General features: G+C 32.2%; 20 protein-coding genes and 2 tRNA genes. 8 read left to right on the top strand and 14 right to left on the bottom strand.

What is annotated here, in order from left to right; all coding sequences use genetic code 11:
• Positions 1 to 25 precede the first annotated feature (25 nt).
• The 3 genes from ABD939_RS06890 (at position 26) to ABD939_RS06880 (ending at position 2,310) form a co-directional block, all read left to right on the top strand.
• Positions 26 to 403 carry a DUF3127 domain-containing protein gene (locus tag ABD939_RS06890; RefSeq protein WP_345166163.1) on the top strand — a complete coding sequence of 126 codons (378 nt, stop codon included), beginning with the start codon at positions 26 to 28 and terminating at the stop codon, positions 401 to 403.
• A gap of 88 nt (positions 404 to 491) precedes the next feature.
• Complete coding sequence (aat, locus tag ABD939_RS06885) at positions 492 to 1,115, top strand: leucyl/phenylalanyl-tRNA--protein transferase (RefSeq protein ID WP_345166160.1); 624 nt, start codon at positions 492 to 494, stop codon at positions 1,113 to 1,115.
• A gap of 82 nt (positions 1,116 to 1,197) precedes the next feature.
• Positions 1,198 to 2,310 carry an adenylate/guanylate cyclase domain-containing protein gene (locus ABD939_RS06880; protein ID WP_345166157.1) on the top strand — a complete coding sequence of 371 codons (1,113 nt, stop codon included), beginning with the start codon at positions 1,198 to 1,200 and terminating at the stop codon, positions 2,308 to 2,310.
• Between the two features lie 11 nt (positions 2,311 to 2,321).
• Here ABD939_RS06880 and ABD939_RS06875 read toward each other — a convergent pair whose 3' ends face one another.
• From ABD939_RS06875 to ABD939_RS06860, 4 genes are all read right to left on the bottom strand, one after another.
• Positions 2,322 to 2,963 (bottom strand): DUF2490 domain-containing protein, encoded by a 642-nt coding sequence (locus ABD939_RS06875; RefSeq protein ID WP_345166154.1) that lies wholly within the window; start codon positions 2,961 to 2,963, stop codon positions 2,322 to 2,324.
• A 116-nt stretch (positions 2,964 to 3,079) separates the two neighbouring features.
• Positions 3,080 to 3,568, bottom strand: a complete 489-nt coding sequence (locus ABD939_RS06870; protein ID WP_345166151.1) for a hypothetical protein — start codon at positions 3,566 to 3,568, stop codon at positions 3,080 to 3,082.
• Positions 3,558 to 4,124 carry a DNA-3-methyladenine glycosylase I gene (locus ABD939_RS06865; protein ID WP_345166149.1) on the bottom strand — a complete coding sequence of 189 codons (567 nt, stop codon included), beginning with the start codon at positions 4,122 to 4,124 and terminating at the stop codon, positions 3,558 to 3,560. The genes ABD939_RS06870 and ABD939_RS06865 overlap by 11 nt, the downstream gene beginning before the upstream one ends.
• The gene (locus tag ABD939_RS06860) at positions 4,124 to 6,643 is read right to left on the bottom strand and encodes a PQQ-dependent sugar dehydrogenase (protein WP_345166146.1); all 2,520 of its coding nucleotides are present in this window, start codon (positions 6,641 to 6,643) and stop codon (positions 4,124 to 4,126) included. Before ABD939_RS06860 ends, ABD939_RS06865 begins: the two co-directional genes overlap by 1 nt.
• A gap of 218 nt (positions 6,644 to 6,861) precedes the next feature.
• Between ABD939_RS06860 and ABD939_RS06855 the strand changes: the two genes are divergently transcribed.
• The gene (locus ABD939_RS06855) at positions 6,862 to 7,479 is read left to right on the top strand and encodes a thioredoxin family protein (protein ID WP_345166143.1); all 618 of its coding nucleotides are present in this window, start codon (positions 6,862 to 6,864) and stop codon (positions 7,477 to 7,479) included.
• On the opposite strand, the gene ABD939_RS06850 is transcribed toward ABD939_RS06855, so the two are convergent.
• The 7 genes from ABD939_RS06850 to ABD939_RS06820 all read right to left on the bottom strand — a co-directional run bounded on the left by ABD939_RS06850 (position 7,463) and on the right by ABD939_RS06820 (position 12,591).
• Positions 7,463 to 8,182, bottom strand: a complete 720-nt coding sequence (locus ABD939_RS06850; RefSeq protein ID WP_345166141.1) for a hypothetical protein — start codon at positions 8,180 to 8,182, stop codon at positions 7,463 to 7,465. The genes ABD939_RS06855 and ABD939_RS06850 overlap by 17 nt on opposite strands.
• A 60-nt stretch (positions 8,183 to 8,242) precedes the next feature.
• Entirely contained in the window at positions 8,243 to 8,782 is a 540-nt protein-coding gene (locus ABD939_RS06845) for a hypothetical protein (protein WP_345166138.1), read from the bottom strand.
• Positions 8,783 to 8,817: 35 nt separating this feature from the next.
• On the bottom strand, positions 8,818 to 9,513 hold the full coding sequence (truB, locus tag ABD939_RS06840) for a tRNA pseudouridine(55) synthase TruB (protein WP_345166135.1): 696 nt from the start codon (positions 9,511 to 9,513) through the stop codon (positions 8,818 to 8,820).
• A 3-nt stretch (positions 9,514 to 9,516) separates the two neighbouring features.
• Complete coding sequence (gene uppP, locus ABD939_RS06835; protein WP_345166132.1) at positions 9,517 to 10,311, bottom strand: undecaprenyl-diphosphatase UppP; 795 nt, start codon at positions 10,309 to 10,311, stop codon at positions 9,517 to 9,519.
• Between the two features lie 56 nt (positions 10,312 to 10,367).
• Positions 10,368 to 10,622, bottom strand: coding sequence for a DUF3098 domain-containing protein (locus tag ABD939_RS06830; protein ID WP_345166130.1), 255 nt, complete (start codon positions 10,620 to 10,622; stop codon positions 10,368 to 10,370).
• 89 nt (positions 10,623 to 10,711) lie between these two features.
• Complete coding sequence (locus ABD939_RS06825) at positions 10,712 to 11,590, bottom strand: cell division protein FtsX (protein WP_345166127.1); 879 nt, start codon at positions 11,588 to 11,590, stop codon at positions 10,712 to 10,714.
• A gap of 86 nt (positions 11,591 to 11,676) precedes the next feature.
• On the bottom strand, positions 11,677 to 12,591 hold the full coding sequence (locus ABD939_RS06820) for a DMT family transporter (RefSeq protein WP_345166124.1): 915 nt from the start codon (positions 12,589 to 12,591) through the stop codon (positions 11,677 to 11,679).
• Between the two features lie 140 nt (positions 12,592 to 12,731).
• Here ABD939_RS06820 and ABD939_RS06815 point away from each other — a divergent pair, with 140 nt between their 5' ends.
• The 4 genes from ABD939_RS06815 (at position 12,732) to ABD939_RS06800 (ending at position 18,882) form a co-directional block, all read left to right on the top strand.
• On the top strand, positions 12,732 to 15,782 hold the full coding sequence (locus ABD939_RS06815) for a leucine--tRNA ligase (protein WP_345166121.1): 3,051 nt from the start codon (positions 12,732 to 12,734) through the stop codon (positions 15,780 to 15,782).
• A 207-nt stretch (positions 15,783 to 15,989) separates the two neighbouring features.
• Complete coding sequence (mutS, locus tag ABD939_RS06810; protein WP_345166118.1) at positions 15,990 to 18,602, top strand: DNA mismatch repair protein MutS; 2,613 nt, start codon at positions 15,990 to 15,992, stop codon at positions 18,600 to 18,602.
• Between the two features lie 98 nt (positions 18,603 to 18,700).
• Positions 18,701 to 18,772 (top strand) — tRNA-Gly (locus tag ABD939_RS06805).
• 26 nt (positions 18,773 to 18,798) lie between these two features.
• A tRNA-Leu gene (locus ABD939_RS06800) sits at positions 18,799 to 18,882 on the top strand.
• Between the two features lie 81 nt (positions 18,883 to 18,963).
• On the opposite strand, the gene ABD939_RS06795 is transcribed toward ABD939_RS06800, so the two are convergent.
• The 3 genes from ABD939_RS06795 to ABD939_RS06785 all read right to left on the bottom strand — a co-directional run bounded on the left by ABD939_RS06795 (position 18,964) and on the right by ABD939_RS06785 (position 23,318).
• Entirely contained in the window at positions 18,964 to 20,292 is a 1,329-nt protein-coding gene (locus ABD939_RS06795; protein ID WP_345166115.1) for an endo-1,4-beta-xylanase, read from the bottom strand.
• Between the two features lie 26 nt (positions 20,293 to 20,318).
• The gene (gene bglX / locus ABD939_RS06790; protein ID WP_345166112.1) at positions 20,319 to 22,604 is read right to left on the bottom strand and encodes a beta-glucosidase BglX; all 2,286 of its coding nucleotides are present in this window, start codon (positions 22,602 to 22,604) and stop codon (positions 20,319 to 20,321) included.
• Positions 22,605 to 22,670: 66 nt separating this feature from the next.
• A complete protein-coding gene (locus ABD939_RS06785; RefSeq protein WP_345166109.1) occupies positions 22,671 to 23,318 on the bottom strand; it encodes a T9SS type A sorting domain-containing protein in 648 nt (215 codons plus the stop codon).
• Positions 23,319 to 23,510 lie beyond the last annotated feature (192 nt).

Genomic DNA, 23,510 nt, shown 5'->3' with positions numbered 1-23,510 from the left:
GAATATTTAATAATTATATATAAAAATGGAAGTTCAAGGAAGAATTAAAATGATTGGAGAAACTCAAACTTTTGGTAGTAATGGGTTTAGAAAAAGAGAAATTGTAGTTACTACAGAAGAGCAATATCCTCAGCATATTATGGTAGAGTTTGTTCAGGATAAAACAGATTTATTAAACAACTACAAAGAAGGGCAACAAGTAAAAATTAATATTAATTTACGTGGTCGAGAATGGGTAAACCCACAAGGAGAAACTAAATATTTTAATTCAATACAAGGTTGGAGAATTGAAGCTTTACAATCTGAAGCATCAGGCGAAAATATGCCGCCAGTACCACCAGCTGATGCGTTCGAGCCTGCAGGAGATTTAAAAGAAGAAGATCACGACGATTTACCATTCTAAATAGCCACTGAAGTAGTCAAGAGTTATTTTAGAATTTCAAAAAACCTCAATGTTATAACAAATATTGAGGTTTTTTATATTTACAAGTATGCAATATTTAAACGAAGATATTTGGTTTCCTGATGTAAACAAGGCCAGTCCTGAAGGATTGTTGGCTGTAGGAGGGGATTTATCTGTTGGTAGGTTATTGCTAGCCTATAAAACAGGGGTTTTTCCGTGGTTTGAAGTTAACGAACCTATTCTGTGGTGGTCACCAGACCCACGTTTTGTATTATTTCCAGAGAAACTAAAAGTCTCAAAAAGTATGCGCCAAGTATTAAGAAATAGAGATTTTACAATAACGATTAATAAAGCTTTTACTGAGGTAATTACAGAGTGCGCTAAAGCAAAACGCAAAGAACAAAGCGGAACTTGGATAACTAATACCATGATTGACGCTTATACAGAATTACATGAATTAGGTTATGCAAAATCTGTTGAGGTTTGGAGTCAAGAAACTCTAGTTGGAGGTTTGTATGGTATAGATTTAGGCAATGGTGTATTTTGTGGTGAAAGCATGTTTACAAAAGAAAGTAATGCTAGTAAGGCAGGTATTATCTCATTTATTCAGAACTCAGATTACAAACTGATAGATTGCCAAGTGTATACAAATCATTTACATAGTTTGGGGGCAGAGGATATTTCTAGAGAAATGTTTTTAAAATACTTATAAATTTGAGCTCCTAAAAAAGTGAAAGTATTTTGATTAATTAAAAATAGTAAATTACATTTATAAGAAATACAATAATTTTATTTTGAAGCTCTCAGCAATTACAAAGAGAAATATTATAAGAGTAATCCCGTTTGGAATTATTTGGTTAGTTTTTGGGTGTTTGTTTTTATGGATTGAATATGCTGCAATTGGAGACCAAACAAATACACCTGAATCTGCTATAAAAATAGAACTAAATATTCTTTTTTTTGCTCTTACAGGTATTACAATTATTGGTTTAATAGTTGGTTTTATAGAGTTAAAGTTCTTGAGTAAATTATTTGAGAAGAAAGCTTTTCTTGTTAAAATAAGTTCGAAGTTTATAATTTATATAGCTTTCTTTTTATTAGTCATACTATTAACTTACCCTTTAGCCGCTAGTATTGAACTTGATACTTCAATTTTAAATAAAAAAGTTTGGGATAAATATTTCACATTTTTTTTTAGTATTACAAATTTAAGTTCAATGGTACAGCTTAGCTTTTCACTTTTTGTTTCTTTATTATATGCAGAAATTAGTGAGAATTTAGGTCAAAATGTTTTATTGAATTTTTTCACTGGAAAATATCATAAACCAGTTTCTGAAACACGTATTTTTATGTTTGCTGATATGAAATCTTCCACATCAATTGCAGAATCTCTTGGGCATATAAAATATTTTGAGTTTTTGCGTTCATATTATTTTGATTTATCTGAAGCTATACTGAAAAATTATGGTGAAGTCTATCAATACATAGGAGACGAAATTGTAATTTCATGGACACTTAAAAAAGGAATAAGAGAAAATAGTTGTATTAAATGTTTCTTTAATATGAAATCTGATTTATTCAAAAGGAAAAATTACTACATGAAAGAATATGGTTTTTTCCCGGATTTTAAAGCAGCACTCCATTTTGGGGAAGTTACAACGGGTGAGATAGGAGCTTTAAAAAAGGAGATATTCTTTACAGGAGATGTTCTTAATACAACCGCAAGAATTCAGGCAATGTGTACTGAACTTGGCGAAGATTTATTAATTAGTGAGAGTTTAACTAGACTTTTAAATCTTAAATCTGATTTTCATTTAAAACCTCTTGGAATAAAAAAAATGAAAGGAAAATCAATGAATATTGAAGTGTTAAGTGTTAATGAAATAAAAGAAAACGAAGTTCTTTAGGAGGATAAAATTTAAATCTTAAAAATCGCAGAAGTTAAAACAAATAAATTATTTTTAGCAACTAAATTAAAGGCTTCCAAACGGTGCTCTAAGCCTGTTTGTAATTTTAAACTTTCGGTAATTTGCCATCCTATTTGAGTAGAGATTCTAAGATCAGTTTCAGGCTTGTCGGGTTTGCTTAAGCTCAATAAACCTTCAGTGGCGCTAACTAAATATGCTTCTCCAATATCTAGTTTTTCTCCATTAAGTGGAAAATCAACAGCAAACCTATAACGTTGCCTGAAAATAGTTTTATTCTTTAAAATGCGTTGTTCTGTTCTAAAACGATGGCCGTAACGCACACCTAGCTTTTGTTTAGTGTAGTTAAATTGTTCTGTAAAACGCAATTCATCGCTACCTGTATCAAACCAATCTCTGTTTCTGTAATATATTCCAAAACTTAATTTGTGATTAAAATTCAGTTTAAATGTAGAAAAGTGATAAATATCTACTTGCTGTTGTTGGTATTGAAACCTCTCATTATCGTATAAAAAATAACGACTTCTAAAAGCAAAATTCATACTATATTCCTTCGAAGCATTATGGTTTAATGATATGGCAGATTCGCCTATTATCGCATTTAAACCATCTTGAGCCTTAATACTAAGACTCAAAAAGCACAAAATGATTATAATAACAGACTTAGTATAAGGCATGCTCGTAAGAGGAAGAGGTTACTAATCTTGATTTTTCAAATTCTCCTTCTTTATTAAAAGTGAATTCTCTTAATTCATTGTTTGTTTTTCGTTTTTATTTCAGCAATAATTTCAAAATGAGTGTGTTTATTGTTTGGGTTTTCTATAATATTTTGAATGAATTGTTTATCGTTTTTGTTTGTGTTATTTACGTACTGCTTTTGAATTTTAATAATTCTGGTTTTCTTGAAAGTTGAATTAAAATAATTATCAATAGCTTTGTAAATATCTTTAGTAATATACTTTTTTTTAATTACTATTTCAATGTCTTCAAGGTTTCCAAGCGTATCAAATTCAACACTATAGTGAAGTTTGTCAACTTTAAATTTAGCTTCAAAACTTTGTTTTTCACCATCAGTTTCTTTGTAAAATTTCAAGTATTTTGCTTCATGTGAAATAAAGTTGAAGTATGTTTTAGCTATCTCGGGAAAGTCTGATAATTGAATACGTTCTTCTTTTTCATCTTTAGTTTGTGAAAAAGAAACAGAGCAACAACATATAAGGAGTAAAATATTAAACTTCATTATATCTAAAACAATTTATTTCATGGTCGTTAACCATGCCAGTGGCTTGCATATGTGCGTAAATAACGGTTGTACCAACAAACTTAAAACCTCGTTTTTTTAAGTCTTTGCTTATAGTATCGCTTAAAGGGGTATTTGCTGGTGCATCTTTATAATTTTTAAATGCATTTTTAATGGGTTTGCCATCAACAAAAGCCCAAATATACTTGTTAAAACTTCCAAATTCCTCTTGAATTTTCATGAAAGCTTGCGCATTTGTTACTGTGGCATTAACTTTTAATTTGTTTCTAATAATTCCAGCATCTTGAAGTAAGTTTTCTATTTTATTTTGCTTGTAATTAGCTATTTTTTTATAATCGAAATTGTCAAATGCTTTTCTGAAGTTTTCGCGCTTACGTAAAACAGTAATCCAACTTAATCCTGCTTGAAAAGTTTCTAAAATCAAGAATTCAAAAAGAGTGTCGTCATCATAAACCGGAACTCCCCATTCATTATCATGATATGCTTCATATAAATCATCACCTTCACACCAGCCACATCTGTGTTTTTTTGACATTATTTTTTGATGATTTTTATTGTCGAGCCTTTTTCTGTTTTTAGAAAATATAACCCGGCAGGATAGGTGTCAACAGAAAGTATTTTGCTTTCTCCTGTTTTCATTATTTTACCAAGTGTATTAAAAAGCGTCCATTTGTACTCAGAATCTAGATTGATAATTCCAGTAGTTGGATTAGGATAAATATAAATGCTCGTTTCATCTTTATACTTATTTACATTTAAAAAGTTTGAAGTCCATTGAGCTGTATTATTAACACTAACTAAACCCGCATTATTAAAGTTACCGCCAGCAAATACTCTATTTATACCATCGCTATCACTTGCAAATGATAATGCATTAACTTTAATATCTACACCAACACTAGTATTAGTGCCTAATGCTTGCCAACCATTTGATTCGCTCCATTGTGCTATATTATTTACTATGATACTATTATTACTATCAATATTGCAATTATTGAAAGAACCTCCAGCATATAAATTAGTACCGTCGTGAATTAAACTATTAACAATGTTGTTTGTGCCATTGCCTAAAGTAGACCAATTATTATTTGTTTTACTCCATCTAGCAATTCGATTTACTGTAATACCGCCTGCTAATCCAAAGTTACCACCAATGTACACATCTGTATCTGTTGTTGCAATGGCTTCTACAAAACCGCTGGTACCTGATCCTAATGTGCCCCAATTTGTGCCATCCCAAGTAGCAATTCGGTTTGCTGTATTTCCTCCAGCTTCATCAAAATTCCCTCCAGCATATAATATATCATTATTATCTATTGCCAAAGATCTAATTTCATTATTTGTTCCTGATTGTGCGTTAGTAGCATCTGTTAAAGCGGACCAAAAAGTCCCATTCCACAATGCTATATTTCTAACCGTAGTTCCATTTACTTGTTCAAAAACACCAGCAACATATAGATTGCCAGACGAATCAATTTCCAATGCTGCCACGGGACCATCAACCCCAGAGCCCAAAGTACTCCACGAACTTCCATCCCATTCAGCAATGTTATTTGCAGAAATACCATCTATTTCTGAAAATGAACCTGCAGCGTAAAGATTTCCATTACTGGCTAATTTTAAAGCTCTAATGGTACCGTTTGAGCCATTTCCAAGTGCTTGCCAACCATTTGTGTTATTCCATACGGCAATATTATTTGCACTAATATTACCCGCATTACTGAAATTCCCACCGTGGTATACATTTCCATTTGGAGCTGTAACAATAGCTTCAACTGAGCCATTAATAATACCTTCATCTAAATTACTCCATTGCCCAATTCCGTTTACGGTATTACCTGATGGTAATGTGGTTCCATCTACTAATTTGTATAATTTAGCGTTACTTCCATAATCGCTAAAATATAATTCACCATTCTTGTCAACTCCAAATGAAGATATATTTTCACCATTTGTTTTGAAAAGTAATGTGCTACTGGCAGTTTTTGTAGTTGGGTTGTAATCTAAAGCCCATACACGACCACTTATATAATCACCGAAAATATATTTAGAATTAATATTAGGATTTAAACTCGTAATTTCAGATCCTCTGTAAACATAACCACCAGTAATTGATTTGTCGTCAGCGGATCTGTCGTAAATGAAGACAGGATCAGTTGTAGAAGTATCATTGTTATCAAAACCTTCGTGAGTACTCCAACCATAATTATTACCGTTTTCAATAATGTTTATTTCTTCAAAAGTACCTTGACCAACATCCGCTCCCCAAATTATATTTGTTACGTAATCAATGGAAAACTTCCAAGTATTTCTGATGCCATATGCATAGATTTCGTCAAGCCCACTAAAACTAACAAATGGATTGTCGCTAGGAATCTCATAATTTCCATTTGGCAAAGCAGGATTAGTTTCTGTAGGATTACTTCCGTCAATATCGACATCAATTCTAAGAATATTTCCAAAAATAGTATTAGTGTTTTGCCCATTTCCAAAAGGGTCACTACCACCACCACCATCACCAATAGAAATATATAAATAACCATCAGTGCCAAAAGCAATTTTACCGCCGTTATGATTACTCCAATCTATGTTTTTATCAAAATCAAAAATAATAAGTTCGCTATTTGAATCTGCCAGATTAATATTTCCATTATTTACAGTAAACCTTGATAGGACCATTTTTATGTCAATCCCACCTGGTGCTGTTGTAGGAGCTGTATAATAGACATAAACAAACCCATTATTAGTAAAATCTGGATGAAAAGCTAAACCCAGTAAGCCTATTTCTTGGCCATTACCAAAACTAACTCTATTTGTAATGTCAAGAAATGTGCTAACATCTCCAGAAGTAACACTAGAGTTTCTGGGAAATACTTTTATACGTCCTTCTTGCTCAACTACAAAAATGCGGTCTGTTCCATCATTAGGTGATTGTATTTCAACAGGAAATTCAAAATCTATATTAGGGAAAGCAGATTCGTAGGTTATTTGCGCATTAATCGTTAAGCATAACAGTAAAAAGAGGTAAAGTATATTAATTTTTTTCGAGTTCATAATCTGATGTTTTGAGGTTTTTTTGGTAAAGTTATAGAATATATTGTGTTTTTCTAGATTAAGGAATCTCAAATATTTATATAGAAATTTTAAATCGAAAACATTTAAACTTTAATTGTAAGTTTTAAAGTAAAAGTATGACAAATATCATCTTAAATAAAATATGAGAGCATTAATTTTGTGTTATTATATTATTGTCCTAATTTAATAAAAATATTATGAAAAGTTTGATTAATAGTAGTTTACGTAATTCTATATCTTATCAAAATTACATAGATTTAGTAAAGCAACTAGTTGAAAATAACTCCAGTACAGGAGCTGAAAAAACAGAAGCTTTAGCAAATTATACTAAGCTTAATCTCAGAAGAATGAAACGATGGGATAAAAAAATTAACATATCTGAGGAAGCAGAAAATAGGATAAAACAATTTAATAATTCCGTTACATGGTTGATAATTACTGAAAGTTGGTGTGGAGATGCAGCACATGTAATACCGGTATTAAATAAAATTGCAGAGTTAAATTCGAATATTGATATCAAGATTGTGTTTCGTGATGAGAACCGAGAGCTAATGAGTATGTTTCTTACTAATGGAGGCGAAGCTATTCCTAAATTAATTATGATTGATAATGAATCTGGAGAGGTTGTAAATACTTATGGACCTAGACCAAGCGAAGCAACAAGTTATGTGAACAGGTTTAAAGCGATGCATGGTAAATTAACACCAGATTTTAAAGAAGACTTACAGCATTGGTATAATAAAGACAAAGGGCAAAATATAATTGATGATGTTATTGAATTACTTGGTGAACTTAAACCTACTGTTTACCAATAAAATTGAAAGTTATGGAGCCTAATTGAGAAGTTTTTGATGCGTCGGCATTAAATTGTGCTTGTTTAGCATATTCTATAGCGTGTTCAATTAAACACTCATTTGAAGAGTTTGAAGATGTATTCAAATAAGCATCTGTTACACTGCCTTTAGCATTTACAGATATATTTACTACTATTTTACCGTTAACCTCACACAAGTAAATAGGGATGGGTATATAAACTTTCTTCCTGTTTTTTAAAGAAAAACTAATAGTACTTTTGTTGTTATTGCTATCTTCTTGCTGTTTTTTTAGTAAATCGTTTACTTTATCAAAAGAAGATAATTCATTTTCATTTACTTTCGAGCTTTCTTGAGGCTCATATTTTTTTGTGTAGCTTTCTGATAAATTCCCAGCGTCACTATTGTGTTTTGGTACGTAATCTTCAGGTGGAGCTATAGCCTTATATGCTTGGGCAAAATGCTTAGTTTTAGACGTTTCATTAAAAGCGTTATTGGTTTCTGCTTTGCTGGCATTTAATTTTTCTAAAGCTTCAAGCACTTTAATTTCCTCTTCGGTTAGTTCTTCTTCTGGTTCTATTTCATAATAACTTTCAGATGAAAATTCACTTTGCTTTTGAAGGCTTAAATTAAAAACAGAAAGAACTACCGTTCCTGCAATAAGAAAGGTGATAAGTAGGGCTTTATGTTGATTTGTTAGGTGCAAACCGTTTTAATTTATAGCAATTGTACAATAAATATACGTAAATAAGTGCAGAAAAGTTTTTTAAAGGATAAATTCAAAAAAGATAGAGATGCTAGATAAACCCTCTAAAGTTCGATAACCAAATTGTTTTCTGGTAAAATCTAATCCAAATAAAAAGTCATTATGATAGCTATCACCATAGCATTGAATACCAAGGCCAACTTTGTAAAGATTCCCGTTTTCAAAACTATTTCCTAAATTTAAAAGCTTACCATATCCAACTCGAGCAAAAATATTAGTGTCATCAACAATAAAATTATGCCTTAAGGTTAAATAAGCTGGAATAAAATGCAAACCTTGTTGAGAATGCCAGTTATAACCCAAGTTAAATCCTATTGAAGTTCTAATATCAAATTGGTACCCAAAAGTGTTTTCTAAGAAATAGGCACTGGGATTAATTAAGGTTTCGTCGGTATCATCAAAAGCCTGATATTCTTCATTAATACGCAGTGTTGTAGCAAAAGATATTTTATAGAAAAGGCCTTCAAAGTTTTCTTTTTTGTATTGGGCTTGAGAATAAAAACCAATTAATAAAATTGACCAAAAGAAGAGTTGTTTCATTGATTATTGATTAGTTGTATTAAGCTAATCAATAATTATTCCGAAGTAAGACTTTTAATAAAACTTTCTATAGAAATGCTATTGTCTATATTAAAATCGCCAATCTTTGTTCTTCGTAATACTGATAAGTGTGCACCAGAATTAAGTGCTTTTCCGAAATCGTTTGCCAAAGAGCGTATGTATGTACCTTTACTACAAACGACTCTAAAATCAATATTTAGATTATCAATATTGGTAATTTCGAATTCAGAAATATGTATAGTTCTTGAAGGAATATCAACAGATTCTCCTGCTCTAGCAAATTCATACAATCGTTTACCATCTTTTTTTAAAGCAGAAAATACAGGAGGAAACTGCTGAGTTTTACCAATAAATTTCTTGGTGGTAATATGAATTAAATCTTCAGAGATGTGCTCTGTTGTAAAGGTTTTATTGATTTCAGTTTCTAAATCAAATGAAGGCGTTGTGCTTCCTAAAACAAATGTGCCTGTGTATTCTTTTATTTGCCCTTGAAAAGTGTCTATTTGTTTAGTCATTTTACCTGTACAAATTACCAGCAAACCAGTTGCTAATGGGTCTAGTGTGCCAGCATGACCTACTTTTATTTTCTTTAAATTGAAAGCTTGACGTATTTCCCAACGTAGTTTGTTAACCACTTGAAAAGAGGTCCAGTTAAGAGGTTTGTCTATTAGTAAAACTTGTCCGGAAAGATAATCTTCAACAGTTTTCATATGCTAGTTTAACAATGAAAAAGCAATAGCTATAATCCCAACAATAACACAGTATATTGCAAAATAAGTTAGTTTACTTTTTTTAACTAATCTAATCATCCAAGTGCAAGCAAATAAACCAGATACAAACGCAGCTACAAACCCAATAGATAGTGTTGTAAAATTTCCACTATCATAACTTAAATCACCACTAAAAATATCTTTAACAATTTTACCAAAAATTAAAGGGACAACCATTAGAAATGAAAATCGAGCTGCTTTAGTTTTGTCGTTTCCTAATAAGACTGATGTTGATATTGTAGCACCAGAACGTGAAATTCCGGGAAGCATAGCAATAGCCTGAGAAATTCCAATTACAAATGCATTTTTAAAGGACACTCTTTTACTTGTGTCTTTTGCTTTGTCAGCTAGGTATAATAAAATAGCAGTAACAATAAGCATGCAACCAACCAATAGAACATTACCTCCAAAAAGAGCTTCTAATTGTTCTTCAAAAAATAACCCAACTAATACAGCAGGAATCATAGATAATGCAATTTTAGCTATAAACTGTAAATCATCATTCCATTTAAACTTTAAAGCACCTTTTATTAGTTCTAAAATATCTTTTCTAAATACAACTATGGTACTTAAAGCTGTAGCAAAGTGAAGTACTACTGTAAAAAGTAAGCTTTCTTCAGGCACAGAATTGTCACCAAGTATGGCTTTTCCTAATTCTAAATGTCCACTAGATGAAACAGGTAAAAATTCAGTAAGACCTTGAATTACACCAAGAATGATTGCGTCGATAATATCCATGGCGTAAAAATATTAAAATAGAGTAATTAAAAAGTAAAGTAGTGCTTAAATTTAAATTATTTCTTGTCAGGATTTAAAAGTATAGCATAAATTTGAATACCAAAACCAATAAGAACAAGCGTTGGGGCAAGTCTGATACGTCTCCAATGAAAAATTTCAGGGTTAAAAACGTTTGGGTCGTCACTACCTCCACCTGCCATTAGTATAAATCCAAATGCAATACAAGCTAAACCAATAAACATGAATTTGTAGTTTTTCTTTCCAAAAACAAATGTTGGTTTCGAGTTTTCTTTACGTTTTTTTTCTCCCATGGTTCTTTTACGTAGAATAATTTACTGCAAATTAAACGATTTATTTAAAACTAAGTTGTTAATGGTTTTGTAATTTATAACATCAAAAACTAATAATACAACTCATCAGTTTTTAAATTCAAGAAACGTTGCGTTGCAAAATGTGTGCTTATCCAGGTAATTACTATTCCTAATGCAAATATTAAAACAAATAAAAGCGATACTAAAACGGGATTACTTAATAATTCTAATTCAGTAAATGTTTTGTTTAAGTAATAAAGTACAATAGCCATTCCTATTAATGCTAAGAAAGCACCAATCATACCTAAACGTACACTTTTCCAAACAAATGGACGACGAATAAATTGTTTCGTAGCACCTACCATTTGCATGGTTTTAATTGTGAATCGTTTAGAATATACCGCTAACCTAATAGAACTGTTTATCAATAAAACGGCAATTAAAGTAAATACAGCACTAATAACCAATACCCATAAACTGATTTTCTTCACATTATCGTTCATCAGGTTTACTAAGTCATTATCATAAGTTACTTCTTCTACAAAGTTTTTACTTGTTGCTTCTGCAGAAATCTTTTCAAGATGCTCCGAGGTTACAAAATCCGCTTTTAAATGGACATCGATTGAGTTTTGAAGGGGGTTATAACCCACAAAATCCATAAAATCCTCGCCGTTTTCAGCTTTCATAAATTCAGCAGCCTGTTCTTTTGAAACATATTCGGTAGATTTTACATAATCTGCCATAGCTAAACTTTTTTCAAGCTGCTTAGTTTCCACTTCTTTAGCAGAATCTTTTAAGAAAATTGTAACAACTACTTGTTCTTTAAAGTGGTCTGAAACTTTTTTCGCATTTAAAATTAACATACCTAGCAACCCCAATAAGAATAGTACTAAAGCTATACTTAGTACAACCGAAAAGTATGAGGAAATTAGTTTGCGTTTTTGATGCTTTTCAAAAGATGAACTCATAAAGAAAATTGGATTAATAGTGTAAAAATAATAAAGTAAAAACAATCTATATTTATTTAAACTAAAACATATCAACATTGTTGCATTTATGCCATTTTATTTGACGATTTACTAATAATATACACGCCAACAATAACCATTAAGCAACTTAAAATTTTTATAAAATTAATGTCTTGTGCATACTCGTCTTTCATTAACATATATGCATAAATACTTACCATAATAAAACTAATTACGGGCTGTAAATAAATATAGCTACTCGTTACAGATGGCATTACATAGTTAAGTGCATAAATATTAAATAAATAAGCAAAAAATGTAGTAAATAAAACAACATATCCAATTACTAAGTAGGTATTTGTTGTAAAAGCTTCAAAGTTTGTGTTAATAAAATCAGGCAGAGTAAATGGAGAAACAAAAATTAATCCAAACAAAAACATCCAACTTATAACCGTTATGGCATTGTATTTTTTCATTAAGGTTTTTACAAAAACCAGATAAAGCCCATAACTAGTGGCGTTTAAAAACACTAATAAATTACCAATAAATGAACTAGTACCAGTAGCTTTGCTTCCGTAAATAATTAGAAATACGGCGCCAATACCCGCAATAGTAATACCAATTAATTTGTTCTTTGTTATACGTTCTTTTAAAATGAAAAAACTAAAAATTAGTACAATAACTGGTGTTACTGTCATGATTATTGATGCATCAACCGGCGATGTTAAGTTAATACCATGAAAGAAAAACAGCATATTAATTGCAGCACCTAGTAAGCCACAAAGTGCTAATCTTAAAAAGTCTTTGCGCTTTACTTTTTCTTTAAAGAATAAGAATTTAATTGCCCAAAATAAAACAACACAACAAGCTAAACGAATAAAAACAAACGCATTTGGGTTAATTTTCTCAGGCATAATACCTTTGGCAATAATATAATTGGCGCCATAAATTAAATTAGCCCCCAGAAGCGCAAGATGAGCTTTAAAAATATTTGAATTCAATACAATAGTTTTAAGTCATCAAAAGTAAATGTATAATATTAAAATTGCACTATTTTTTGTTGAATAAACTATTAAGTAAAAGGTTTTTAAGTTGATTTATAAAACGTAAATTTGCGCCTTATTAAGCGGAAATCATTACAATGAAATACAATTTCAACGACATAGAAGCCAAATGGCAAAAGTATTGGGCAGAGAACCAAACGTTTAAAGCTGAAAATAAAAGCGATAAGCCAAAATACTATGTTTTAGATATGTTTCCTTATCCAAGTGGAGCGGGCTTACATGTTGGGCATCCGTTAGGTTATATTGCTTCTGATATTTATGCGCGTTACAAACGCCATCAAGGGTTTAATGTATTACATCCTCAAGGTTATGATAGTTTTGGTTTGCCTGCCGAACAATATGCAATTCAAACAGGGCAACATCCAGCAATTACAACTGCCGAAAATATTAAAACATATCGTCGTCAATTAGATCAAATAGGGTTTTCATTCGATTGGTCTCGAGAGGTTCGTACTTCAGACCCAAATTATTATAAATGGACACAATGGATTTTTATTCAATTATTCAATTCTTGGTATTGTAAAGACCATGAAAAAGCATTTGATATCAAGGATTTAATCAATGTTTTTGAAGAATCTGGAAATGCCAACATAAATGCGGTTTGTGATAATGATACAGAGGCGTTTACTGCTGAAGAATGGCGTAATTTTTCATCAGAAGAACAACAAGAAATATTGCTACAATACAGACTTACCTATTTAGCAGAGACAGAAGTAAACTGGTGTCCAGCATTAGGAACGGTTTTAGCTAATGATGAAATTGTAAATGGTGTTTCAGAACGTGGTAGTCATCCTGTTATTCGTAAAAAAATGACACAGTGGAGTATGCGTATTTCTGCATATGCTGAACGTTTATTACAAGGTTTAGATACTATAGATTGGACAGATTCTTTAAAAGAAAGTCAGCGTAATTGGATTGGGAAATCAGTTGGTGCACAAGTAAAATTTAAAGTGGTTTCAAATGAAGTAAAAGAAGCTGCAGAAATTGAAGTATTTACCACAAGACCTGATACTATTTTTGGAGTTAGTTTTATGACGCTTGCTCCAGAACACGATTTGGTTCAACAAATAACAACACCAGAACAAAAAGATGAGGTTGACGCTTATATTGAAGCGACTGCAAAACGCAGCGAGCGCGATAGAATGGCCGATGTAAAAACCATTTCGGGCGTGTTTACAGGTGCTTATGCCATACATCCGTTTACAGAAAAATTAATTCCTATTTGGATTGGCGATTATGTATTAGCGGGCTACGGAACAGGAGCAGTAATGTCCGTGCCATGTGGAGATGAACGTGATTATGCCTTTGCAAAACATTTTAATATCCCGATTCCTAACATTTTTGAAGGCGTTGATATTTCAGAAGAGGCGTTTTCAGATAAAGAAAAAACCGTTATTGGAAATAGTGATTTCCTAAACGGACTCAACTATAAAAAAGCGACCAAGCGTGCTATTTACGAATTAGAGAAAATTGGTCAAGGCGAAGGAAAAACCAACTACCGTTTGCGTGATGCCGTATTTAGCCGTCAGCGTTATTGGGGCGAACCTTTTCCAGTATATTATGTAAATGGAATGCCACAAATGATTGATGTGGAGCATTTACCAATAAAACTCCCTGAAGTTGAAAAGTACTTACCAACCGAAACAGGCGAGCCACCATTGGGAAACGCAACCGTTTGGGCTTGGGATACCGAAAAGAATGAAGTTGTTTCTAATTACTTAATTGATAATGAAACGATTCATCCATTAGAATTAAACACCATGCCTGGGTGGGCAGGAAGCTCCTGGTATTTTAACCGCTATATGGATGCCAATAATGAAAACGAATTTGCAAGTAAAGAAGCGTTGGACTATTGGCAAGATGTAGATTTATACATTGGCGGAAGCGAACATGCCACAGGGCATTTATTATACTCTCGTTTTTGGCAAAAATTCTTGTTTGATAAAGGCGTTGTGCCTAAAGATGAATATGCTAAAAAACTGATTAACCAAGGGATGATTTTGGGTAATAGTGCAAAAATTAAGAGTTTATTAGTTGGACTTCCGTATAATAAAAATAATGTTCCTGAAATTCACCCAATTAAGGCTAGAATGAGTTTTTATTCCAAAAATTTATTGCCTGATAGTAATGATTGGTTTAAAGACGAAAAAATTGAAAATGAAATTATCAATGTGATTCTCAAAGATATTCCTGATAATTTTGATAAAATATTTGGTAAAGATAACCCAATTGCAAATCAATTAAAAGGAAAACAAGAACCGGAAATCATTAAATTTTTAAAAGGTAATTTAGTGTTTAATCATATTTCAATACATGTTGATGTTAATATGATTGATGGTAATGATAAATTAAATATTGATAAATTTTTAGAATGGAGGAAAGAGCATAAATGGGCAATTTATCACTATGAGAATGATAACGACTTTATAGTTTCTAGAGAAGTTGAAAAGATGTCGAAACGTTGGTATAATGTTGTAAATCCTGATGATATATGCATAAAATATGGTGCAGACAGTTTACGTTTATACGAAATGTTTTTAGGGCCTTTAGAACAATACAAACCTTGGAATACCGCAGGTATTACAGGTGTACATTCGTTCTTAAAAAAGCTTTGGAAATTATATGCAGATGATAACGGATTAAAAGTTACAGATGCTACACCAACCAAAGATAATTTAAAAACGTTGCATAAAACCATTAAAAAGGTGCAAGAAGATATTGAGAACTTTTCGTTTAATACATCAGTGTCTACCTTTATGATCGCTGCAAACGAATTAACGGCTCAAAAATGTACATCAAAAGATATTTTAGAACCTCTTCTGGTTTTAATTTCTCCTTATGCACCGCATATTGCTGAAGAATTATGGGAACAATTAGGAAATAATGAATCTATTTCAACTGCACCATTTCCAGAGTTTGATGCAAGCCATTTAGTAGAAAGCATCAAGAATTACCCGATTTCGTTTAATGGTAAAATGCGTTTCACAATGGAATTGCCTTTGGATATGAGTAAAGACGCTATTGAAGAAGCAGTTTTAGCAAACGAAAAAACACAAGAGCAATTAGCAGGACGTACACCTAAAAAGGTAATTGTGGTTCCTGGTAAAATTGTAAATATTGTTGGTTAGTTTTAGCAGTATTATAACGAACTAAATTTCAATAAAATTAAAAGCCTTAAGCATTTATGTTTAAGGCTTTTTTTAATTAAATTTTAAAACAGCTTGATTGTTAATAATTGTAGATAACTTCTATTAATTCAGTTTCTAAAAAAATCAAAATCTTGGTACATTAGCAATCTTACTGAAGTTTTTGAATAAAATTAAACTGTTTTAAAGTTGGCTAAAAAGGCAAAAAAAGTAACCCCATTAATGAAGCAATACAATGCTATTAAAGCAAAGTATCCAGATGCTTTACTATTGTTTCGTGTGGGCGATTTTTATGAAACCTTTGGAAGTGATGCTGTTAAGGCGGCAGGAATTTTAGGTATTATTTTAACCAAACGTGGAGCAGGTAGCGAAAGTGAAACCGAGTTGGCTGGGTTTCCGCATCATTCGTTAAATACGTATTTACCTAAATTAGTAAAAGCAGGCGAGCGTGTTGCTATTTGCGATCAATTGGAAGACCCTAAACAAACCAAAACTATTGTAAAACGTGGTGTTACAGAATTAGTTACTCCGGGAGTTGCCCTTAATGATGAGGTTTTAGTATCTAAATCTAATAATTTTTTATGCTCGGTTTATTTTGATAAAAAATACATAGGTATTTCGTTTTTAGATATTTCAACAGGCGAGTTTTTAACCTCTCAAGGTAATGCAGAGTATATCGATAAATTACTTCAAAACTTTAGTCCGAGTGAAGTATTAGTGCCCAAACAAAAAAGAACGCTTTTTAACGAAACTTTTGGAGACGATTTTCATACCTTTTATTTAGAAGATTGGGTATATCAAACAGATTATGCATATGAAACTTTAATAAAGCATTTTAACACCAAGACTTTAAAGGGTTTTGGTATTGAAAATTTGTATGAAGGTATTATCGCATCGGGTTCCATACTTCATTATTTAGGAGAAACCCAACATCATAAACTACAACATATTACGGGTATTTCTAGAATTGCTGAAGATGAGTATGTTTGGATGGATAAATTCACAATTAGAAATTTAGAGCTTTACAATTCTACTAATAATAATGCTGTAACCCTTTTAAATGTTATTGATAAAACCATTTCGCCAATGGGTGGAAGGCTTTTAAAACGTTGGTTAGCATTGCCGTTAAAAAACGTAGACAAGATTAAGCAACGTCATGAAGTAGTAAGTTTTTTAACTAAAGAAAACACAATACTTCAGAAAATACAAAACCACATAAAACAGATAGGCGATTTAGAGCGATTAATTTCTAAAACAGCCACAGGAAAGGTGAATCCTCGTGAAGTAATTCAGCTTAAAAACTCATTAGAAGCTATTGTTCCTATTAAGTCTTTAGCATCCAATTGTAATAATGAATCACTAAAAATTATTGGTGATAAACTTCAAAGTTGTGATGTGCTTCGTGAAAAAATAAAAGAGACTTTAAATGAAGATGCACCAGTAAATGTGTTAAAAGGGAATAGTATTGCTTCTGGTTTTTCTAAAGAATTAGATGAATTAAGAGGTTTGTCTAAATCTGGTAAAGATTACCTTGATGCTATGCTAGAGCGCGAAAGTGAACGCACTGGCATTACATCACTTAAAATAGCATCAAATAACGTTTTTGGTTACTACATAGAAGTTAGAAATACGCATAAAGATAAAGTTCCGGAAGAATGGATTCGGAAACAAACTTTAGTGAATGCAGAACGTTACATTACTGAAGAGCTTAAAGAATATGAGGCCAAAATTTTGGGTGCCGAAGATAGAATTCAAGCCATAGAACAGCAACTATTTTCCGAATTGGTAAGTTGGTTAAATCAATACATAAAGCCAGTACAGCAAAATGCTTATTTAGTTGGTCAAATAGACTGTTTATGTGGGTTTTCTCAACTAGCAAAAGATAATAATTACGTATACCCAATACTTGATGATTCTTTCGATTTAGAAATTAAAAATGGGCGTCATCCCGTTATAGAGAAACAATTGCCTCTGGGTGAAGCTTATATTGCAAATGATGTTTTTTTAGATAGAACAGAGCAGCAAATTATTATGATTACGGGGCCAAATATGTCTGGTAAATCTGCAATATTACGTCAAACGGCCTTGATAGTTTTATTAGCTCAAATAGGAAGTTTTGTGCCTGCAGAAAGTGCTAGAATAGGATTAGTAGATAAAATTTTTACAAGAGTTGGTGCTAGCGATAATATTTCAATGGGCGAGTCCACTTTTATGGTAGAAATGAATGAAACCGCTTCTATTCTTAACAATATATCAGATAGAAGTTTAGTGTTGCTTGATGAAATTGGTCGCGGTACAAGTACCTATGATGGTATTTCCATAGCCTGGGCAATTAGCGAGTATTTACATGAACACCCAGCAAAACCAAAAACGTTGTTTGCTACACATTATCATGAGTTAAATGAAATGAGTGATACTTTTGGTAGGATAAAAAATTTCAATGTATCTGTAAAAGAGTTAAAAGATAATGTGCTATTCTTAAGAAAACTTGTAGAAGGGGGAAGCGCACATAGTTTTGGTATTCATGTAGCTAAAATGGCTGGTATGCCTCAACAAGTTTTACATCGGGCTAACACCATTTTGAAGAAATTAGAACAATCACATTCCAGTGAAGAACTCACTGATAAGGTGAAAACCTTAAATGATGATATGCAATTGAGTTTTTTCAATCTAGACGATCCTTTGTTAGAAAATATTAAAGATGAAATACTACACATTGATATTGATACACTTACGCCTGTTGAAGCACTAATGAAATTGAATGAAATTAAACGTATGTTGGTTAAGAAAAAACAAGCGTAAAATTATTTTTATTTATTTCGCTAAAAGGCTTTGCAATTCCTAGAAATATTTTAAATTTGCATCCGCAATCTAAAGGTTGTGCGTTCATTTAAAAGACTGCGAAAGTAGCTCAGGGGTAGAGCATCACCTTGCCAAGGTGGGGGTCGCGGGTTCAAATCCCGTCTTTCGCTCTGAAACTTTCTTAAAATATACCAATGCTGAAGTGGTGGAATTGGTAGACACGTTGGACTTAAAATCCAATGTCCATTAGGACGTACGGGTTCAAGTCCCGTCTTCAGTACAAAGCCTCATCAATTTTTTTGATGAGGCTTTTATTTTTGTTTAATTTTTAAATTTCAATAATCTTTAAAAGCAGATATATTTAATTATCTAATGCTTCTAAGAATCCTTTGTGGGCTAGTTTAGGCTTAAAAATATCATCATACAACAGAGGCCAATCGGGTTGTCCCCAAAAATCGATAAGCCATGTTTCACTATCTCGCATTCCCCAAACGGTTAAAGCAAACTTATTAGCATCAGGTATGGCATTGTATAATTCTACAACTTCTCTTACCTTATTTTGTTGTGCTATTGCTCTTGCTTCCGTTAAAAAGGTAAGGTCGTTATTTGGATTTACTCTCACATCTAACTCTGCAAAATGCATTTTTAGTCCTCTGGATACTGTGCCATCAATTATACTTTGTATTTGTGTAGCTGAGGGGAAAAAGATGTCTATATGCATTTGAGCTCCAATACCATCAATTAAATTTTTAGACCTCAAATCATCTACAATTGCAAATGTTGCTTCTTGTTTTCCAACATCAAAAGTAATATTATAATCATTGTAAAATAGTAAGGCGTTTGGGTCTGCATTTCTTGCAAATTGGTAACATTTTGAAATATAATCATCACCCATTCGCTGTCTAAAAACAGAATTTCTGAGGTTATTAGTGTTATCTTCAATAGCCTCATTTACTACATCCCAAGACCTTACAACTCCAGCATATCTAGTTACTACAGTTGTAATATAATCTTCAATCATATCTTCAAATTCTTCATCAGTGCCCGAAAAATTATTAACCCATTCTGGGGTGGCTGTATGCCAAATTAGGGTGTGACCATGAATATTCATATTATTGTCAACACCATAGTTCACAATTGCATCGGCGGCAGTGAAATCATAATTTCCTTGTGATGGGTACATGATATTCATCTTCATTTCAAATTCTGCAGTCAAGTTGTTGAATTCGCGTATTAAAATATCTGAATGTTGGGTGTTAAGTTGGCTAGATTTAACAGCCATTCCAACAGAGAAACTATTAGTTGCATCTTTTAATGGTGGTTGCATTTCATTACTGTCGGTAACAGTTACTGTTTTACTAAGTTGAATATCTCCCTCTGGAGCCTCAACGGTTAGTGTTACTAAATAATCGCCTGAGGCATCGTATAAATGCATTTCAGGTCCAGCTTCATCAGTAACTTTAGGACCATTTTCTGTAAATTGCCAATAACTATTTAATCCGTTTATTCCTGTCGAGGTATTATTTGCTGTGATTCTTAAAGTGTTCTGTTGAGATACAACAAGCTCAAAAGAAAGTACAATTGGTTCAGGTATTTTTGTAATTGATCCTTCATCATTTGCACAAGAAAAAAATGTAATAATTAGAACTAAAGTTAAGTGAATTATTTTGGCGCTTTTTATGTTTTTCATAGCATGTAAGTTAAGCATTATAGCAATTATTCTAATTCAAATTTATCTTTTAAACCTTTATCAGATTGACCACCAACCATAATATTAAAGATTCCTGATTCTACTAAATATTCACCCTTGTTATTAAAAAAACCAAGTTCCGCATCAGTTAACGTAAATTTTACTGTTTTAGTTTCCCCTTTTTTAAGTTTAATCAGTTCAAAACCTTTTAATTGTTTCACTGGTCTTACGATACTCGCTACAGGATCGTTAATATAAAGTTGTACCACTTCTTTTCCATCTAAGTTACCAGTATTTGATACCTCAACACTTAGTTTTACAACATCACCCTTTTTGTATTTAGATTTTTCTAATTTTAAGTTTTTATATTTAAAGGTTGTATAACTTAGACCATAACCAAATGGAAATAATGGTGTTTTTTCAACATCAATATAATGTGACCAAAAGACATTGTCTTGAGTATTGGCCGGTCTACCTGTATTGAGATGATTGTAATATATTGGACATTGCCCAACATTTCGAGGAAAGGACATTGGTAATTTCCCACTTGGATTATAATCGCCATATAACACTTGTGCTACAGCATTACCAGTTTGAGTTCCAAGCTGCCAAGCTTCAACAATAGCAGGGATATGTTCCGCTGCCCAAGGTAAGGCTAAAGGGCGGCCATTATTTAAAACTAAAACGATGTTTTTATTAACTTTATATATTGCTTCTAATAATTGTTGTTGGTTCCCTGGTAATCCCAATTCTGTTCTACTTCTGGCCTCACCACTCTGAAAACCAACTTCTCCAAGTACCATAACTACGACATCAGCACCTTTGGCTACTTTTTCTGCAGCCTCAAAACCTGAAAAATCATCAGTATTTATTTTTACTTCTTCAACAAATGATTGTTTACCAATAGATACATCAGTTCCTTTTTCATAGATAAGTTTGTTGTTTTTGTATTGTTTCATTCCTTCTAAGACAGATACAGCAGTATTATCATCTGCGGCAATTCTCCAACTTCCTAGTGGACTATTTTTATCTGCAGCTAAAGCGCCTATTAAAGCAATTTTTTGTCCCGATTTCTTTAGCGGTAATAAGTCTCCTTCGTTTTTTAATAATACAATTGATTTCTTTGCCATATCTAATACAGCACTATTTATTGCTTGGTTACCAATTGTTGCTTTCTCTCTTTCTTCATTACAATATCTGTAAGGGTCATCAAACAATCCTAACTCAAATTTAACACGAAGTATTCTTCGTACTGCATCATCAATAAGACGCTCTTCAACAGTGCCATTTTCAACTAGGTCAACTAATTCTTTTACGTATAAATGCGATTCCATATCCATATCAGAACCCGCCTTAACAGCTTTTGCAGAAGCATCAGCTCCATCTGCAGCAAAACCATGAACTATCATTTCTCTAATGGACGCCCAATCTGAAACCACATAGCCATCAAAACCCCAATCTCCTTTTAAAATATCTCTTTGTAAAAAATAATCTCCAGTTGCAGGAATACCATTTAATGTATTAAAAGAGTTCATAAATGTTCGTACACCAGCATCTACGGCCGCCTTAAAAGTTGGAAGTACTACATTGTATAATTTTGAATGACTCATCTCCACACTATTATACTCTAAACCAGCTTCAGCAAAACCATATCCCGCAAAATGTTTAGCGCACGATGCAATAGTATTATTGGCATCTAAGTTTTCGCCTTGAAAGCCAGTTACTCTAGCTCTGGCTATTTTTGTTCCAAGGTAAGTGTCTTCACCTGCCCCTTCCATAACACGCCCCCATCTGGCATCATTAGAAATATCAACGTTTGGTCCAAATGTCCAATTGAGCCCTGAAGCCGAAGCTTCATCGGCTGCAACACTTGCAGACATCTTAATGGCTTCTAAATCCCAACTAGCAGCTTCAGCCAGAGGAATTGGACTTAAAGTTTTGTAACCATGAATTACATCAAAACCAAAAATTATAGGAATACCTAAACGAGATTCTTCTACTGCGATTTTTTGAACAGCTCTGACTTTTTTAGTGCCTCGTACACTCAACATAGACCCAACCCATCCTTTTTTTATGTGTTCATACTTTTCCTCTTCAGAACCAGATTCTGGTAAGGGGCCCGTAAAATCCCAAGAGCCGTTATACTGATTCATTTGTCCTACTTTTTCATCTAGAGTCATTTCATTAATTAACAGGGAAATGCGCTCTTCAATAGATTTACTTTTATCTAAATGTTTTTTTGATTGAGCGTAACTTCCTGTTATGAAAATTAGCATTAAAATAGTTGTACTTTGTCTCAAACTTTTATTCATTTTATATTTATTACTTTTTCAAAAAAAATTCAATTTTTTCTAACGTTTTTCTTTTTATTTCTGGTACTAGTTTTTAATAAATTTTATGGTTCTATTGTCGTTTGTTCTTAAAAAATAGAATCCTTGTGTTAAATTCGAAACGTCAACAAATTCGATTACTTTTACATCTTTTAAAATCGTTTTACCAGTCATATCTAAAATTGAAATTGTCTCAATAGTTAAACCTGTATTTCTAATATTCAATTCATTCTTTACAGGGTTTGGGTAAACAGAAATTGTTTTATTAAAAAAATCATCAGTGCTTGCTGTAGAGGAGATTGTAACAAGGTTTCCAGCATTATTAAAACCTGTATCTGACCCATCTGCGCCTAGAGTGATTTTACCAGTCCAAGTAAACACTTCTCCGTCAACAGGGTCATTAAAGATATTAATTGTAACCGTTTGTGTTCCAGAGCCAATTGCGTTTGGAGTAATATTACCTTCATAAGCAATGTTTCGTCCAGAGGCCCAATTAGGAGTGCCATCAGGAAGTGCTAAAAATAACTGCCATTCAAAAACATCTCCAGCAGAAATACCACTGTAGTCAAATGTTATATCTACTGTTGTAGACGTTGGTAAAATAGTAGGTTCAAAAACGAGGTTTGTCATGCTTTGAGCATTTACAAAAATAGAACTGCAAACAATTGTTGCGCATACAAGTAGTTTTTTAATCATAATTTAAAGTTTTAAAATTAATACCATAAAACTAATTCTATCTCAAGACATTCAATTAATTCATATCACGCAAGTTATATCACAAATGATGCGTTATACAACTTTACAGGAATGAATAAGAACTCAGTTATGTAGAAGCTAATTGTTAAGTGACAAAAAATACTTGAGAGAACTTCAAGCTTTATTTGGTAA

It is taken from the genome of Algibacter aquimarinus (genome assembly GCF_039543265.1).
GTDB classification, from domain to species: domain Bacteria; phylum Bacteroidota; class Bacteroidia; order Flavobacteriales; family Flavobacteriaceae; genus Algibacter_B; species Algibacter_B aquimarinus.
The sequence above is the reverse complement of the archived record's forward strand: the minus strand, read 5'-3'. Positions and strand labels throughout refer to the sequence as shown.

Coding starts and splice junctions, on each gene's coding strand:
- ABD939_RS06845 (WP_345166138.1), bottom strand. CDS start 8,782: ATGAAACAACTCTTCTTTTGGTCAATTTTATTAATTGGTTTTTATTCT.
- aat (WP_345166160.1), top strand. CDS start 492: ATGCAATATTTAAACGAAGATATTTGGTTTCCTGATGTAAACAAGGCC.
- ABD939_RS06815 (WP_345166121.1), top strand. CDS start 12,732: ATGAAATACAATTTCAACGACATAGAAGCCAAATGGCAAAAGTATTGG.
- ABD939_RS06795 (WP_345166115.1), bottom strand. CDS start 20,292: ATGAAAAACATAAAAAGCGCCAAAATAATTCACTTAACTTTAGTTCTA.
- ABD939_RS06860 (WP_345166146.1), bottom strand. CDS start 6,643: ATGAACTCGAAAAAAATTAATATACTTTACCTCTTTTTACTGTTATGC.
- bglX (WP_345166112.1), bottom strand. CDS start 22,604: ATGAATAAAAGTTTGAGACAAAGTACAACTATTTTAATGCTAATTTTC.
- ABD939_RS06855 (WP_345166143.1), top strand. CDS start 6,862: ATGAAAAGTTTGATTAATAGTAGTTTACGTAATTCTATATCTTATCAA.
- ABD939_RS06825 (WP_345166127.1), bottom strand. CDS start 11,590: ATGAGTTCATCTTTTGAAAAGCATCAAAAACGCAAACTAATTTCCTCA.
- ABD939_RS06870 (WP_345166151.1), bottom strand. CDS start 3,568: ATGAAGTTTAATATTTTACTCCTTATATGTTGTTGCTCTGTTTCTTTT.
- ABD939_RS06830 (WP_345166130.1), bottom strand. CDS start 10,622: ATGGGAGAAAAAAAACGTAAAGAAAACTCGAAACCAACATTTGTTTTT.
- ABD939_RS06890 (WP_345166163.1), top strand. CDS start 26: ATGGAAGTTCAAGGAAGAATTAAAATGATTGGAGAAACTCAAACTTTT.
- ABD939_RS06785 (WP_345166109.1), bottom strand. CDS start 23,318: ATGATTAAAAAACTACTTGTATGCGCAACAATTGTTTGCAGTTCTATT.
- truB (WP_345166135.1), bottom strand. CDS start 9,513: ATGAAAACTGTTGAAGATTATCTTTCCGGACAAGTTTTACTAATAGAC.
- uppP (WP_345166132.1), bottom strand. CDS start 10,311: ATGGATATTATCGACGCAATCATTCTTGGTGTAATTCAAGGTCTTACT.
- ABD939_RS06865 (WP_345166149.1), bottom strand. CDS start 4,124: ATGTCAAAAAAACACAGATGTGGCTGGTGTGAAGGTGATGATTTATAT.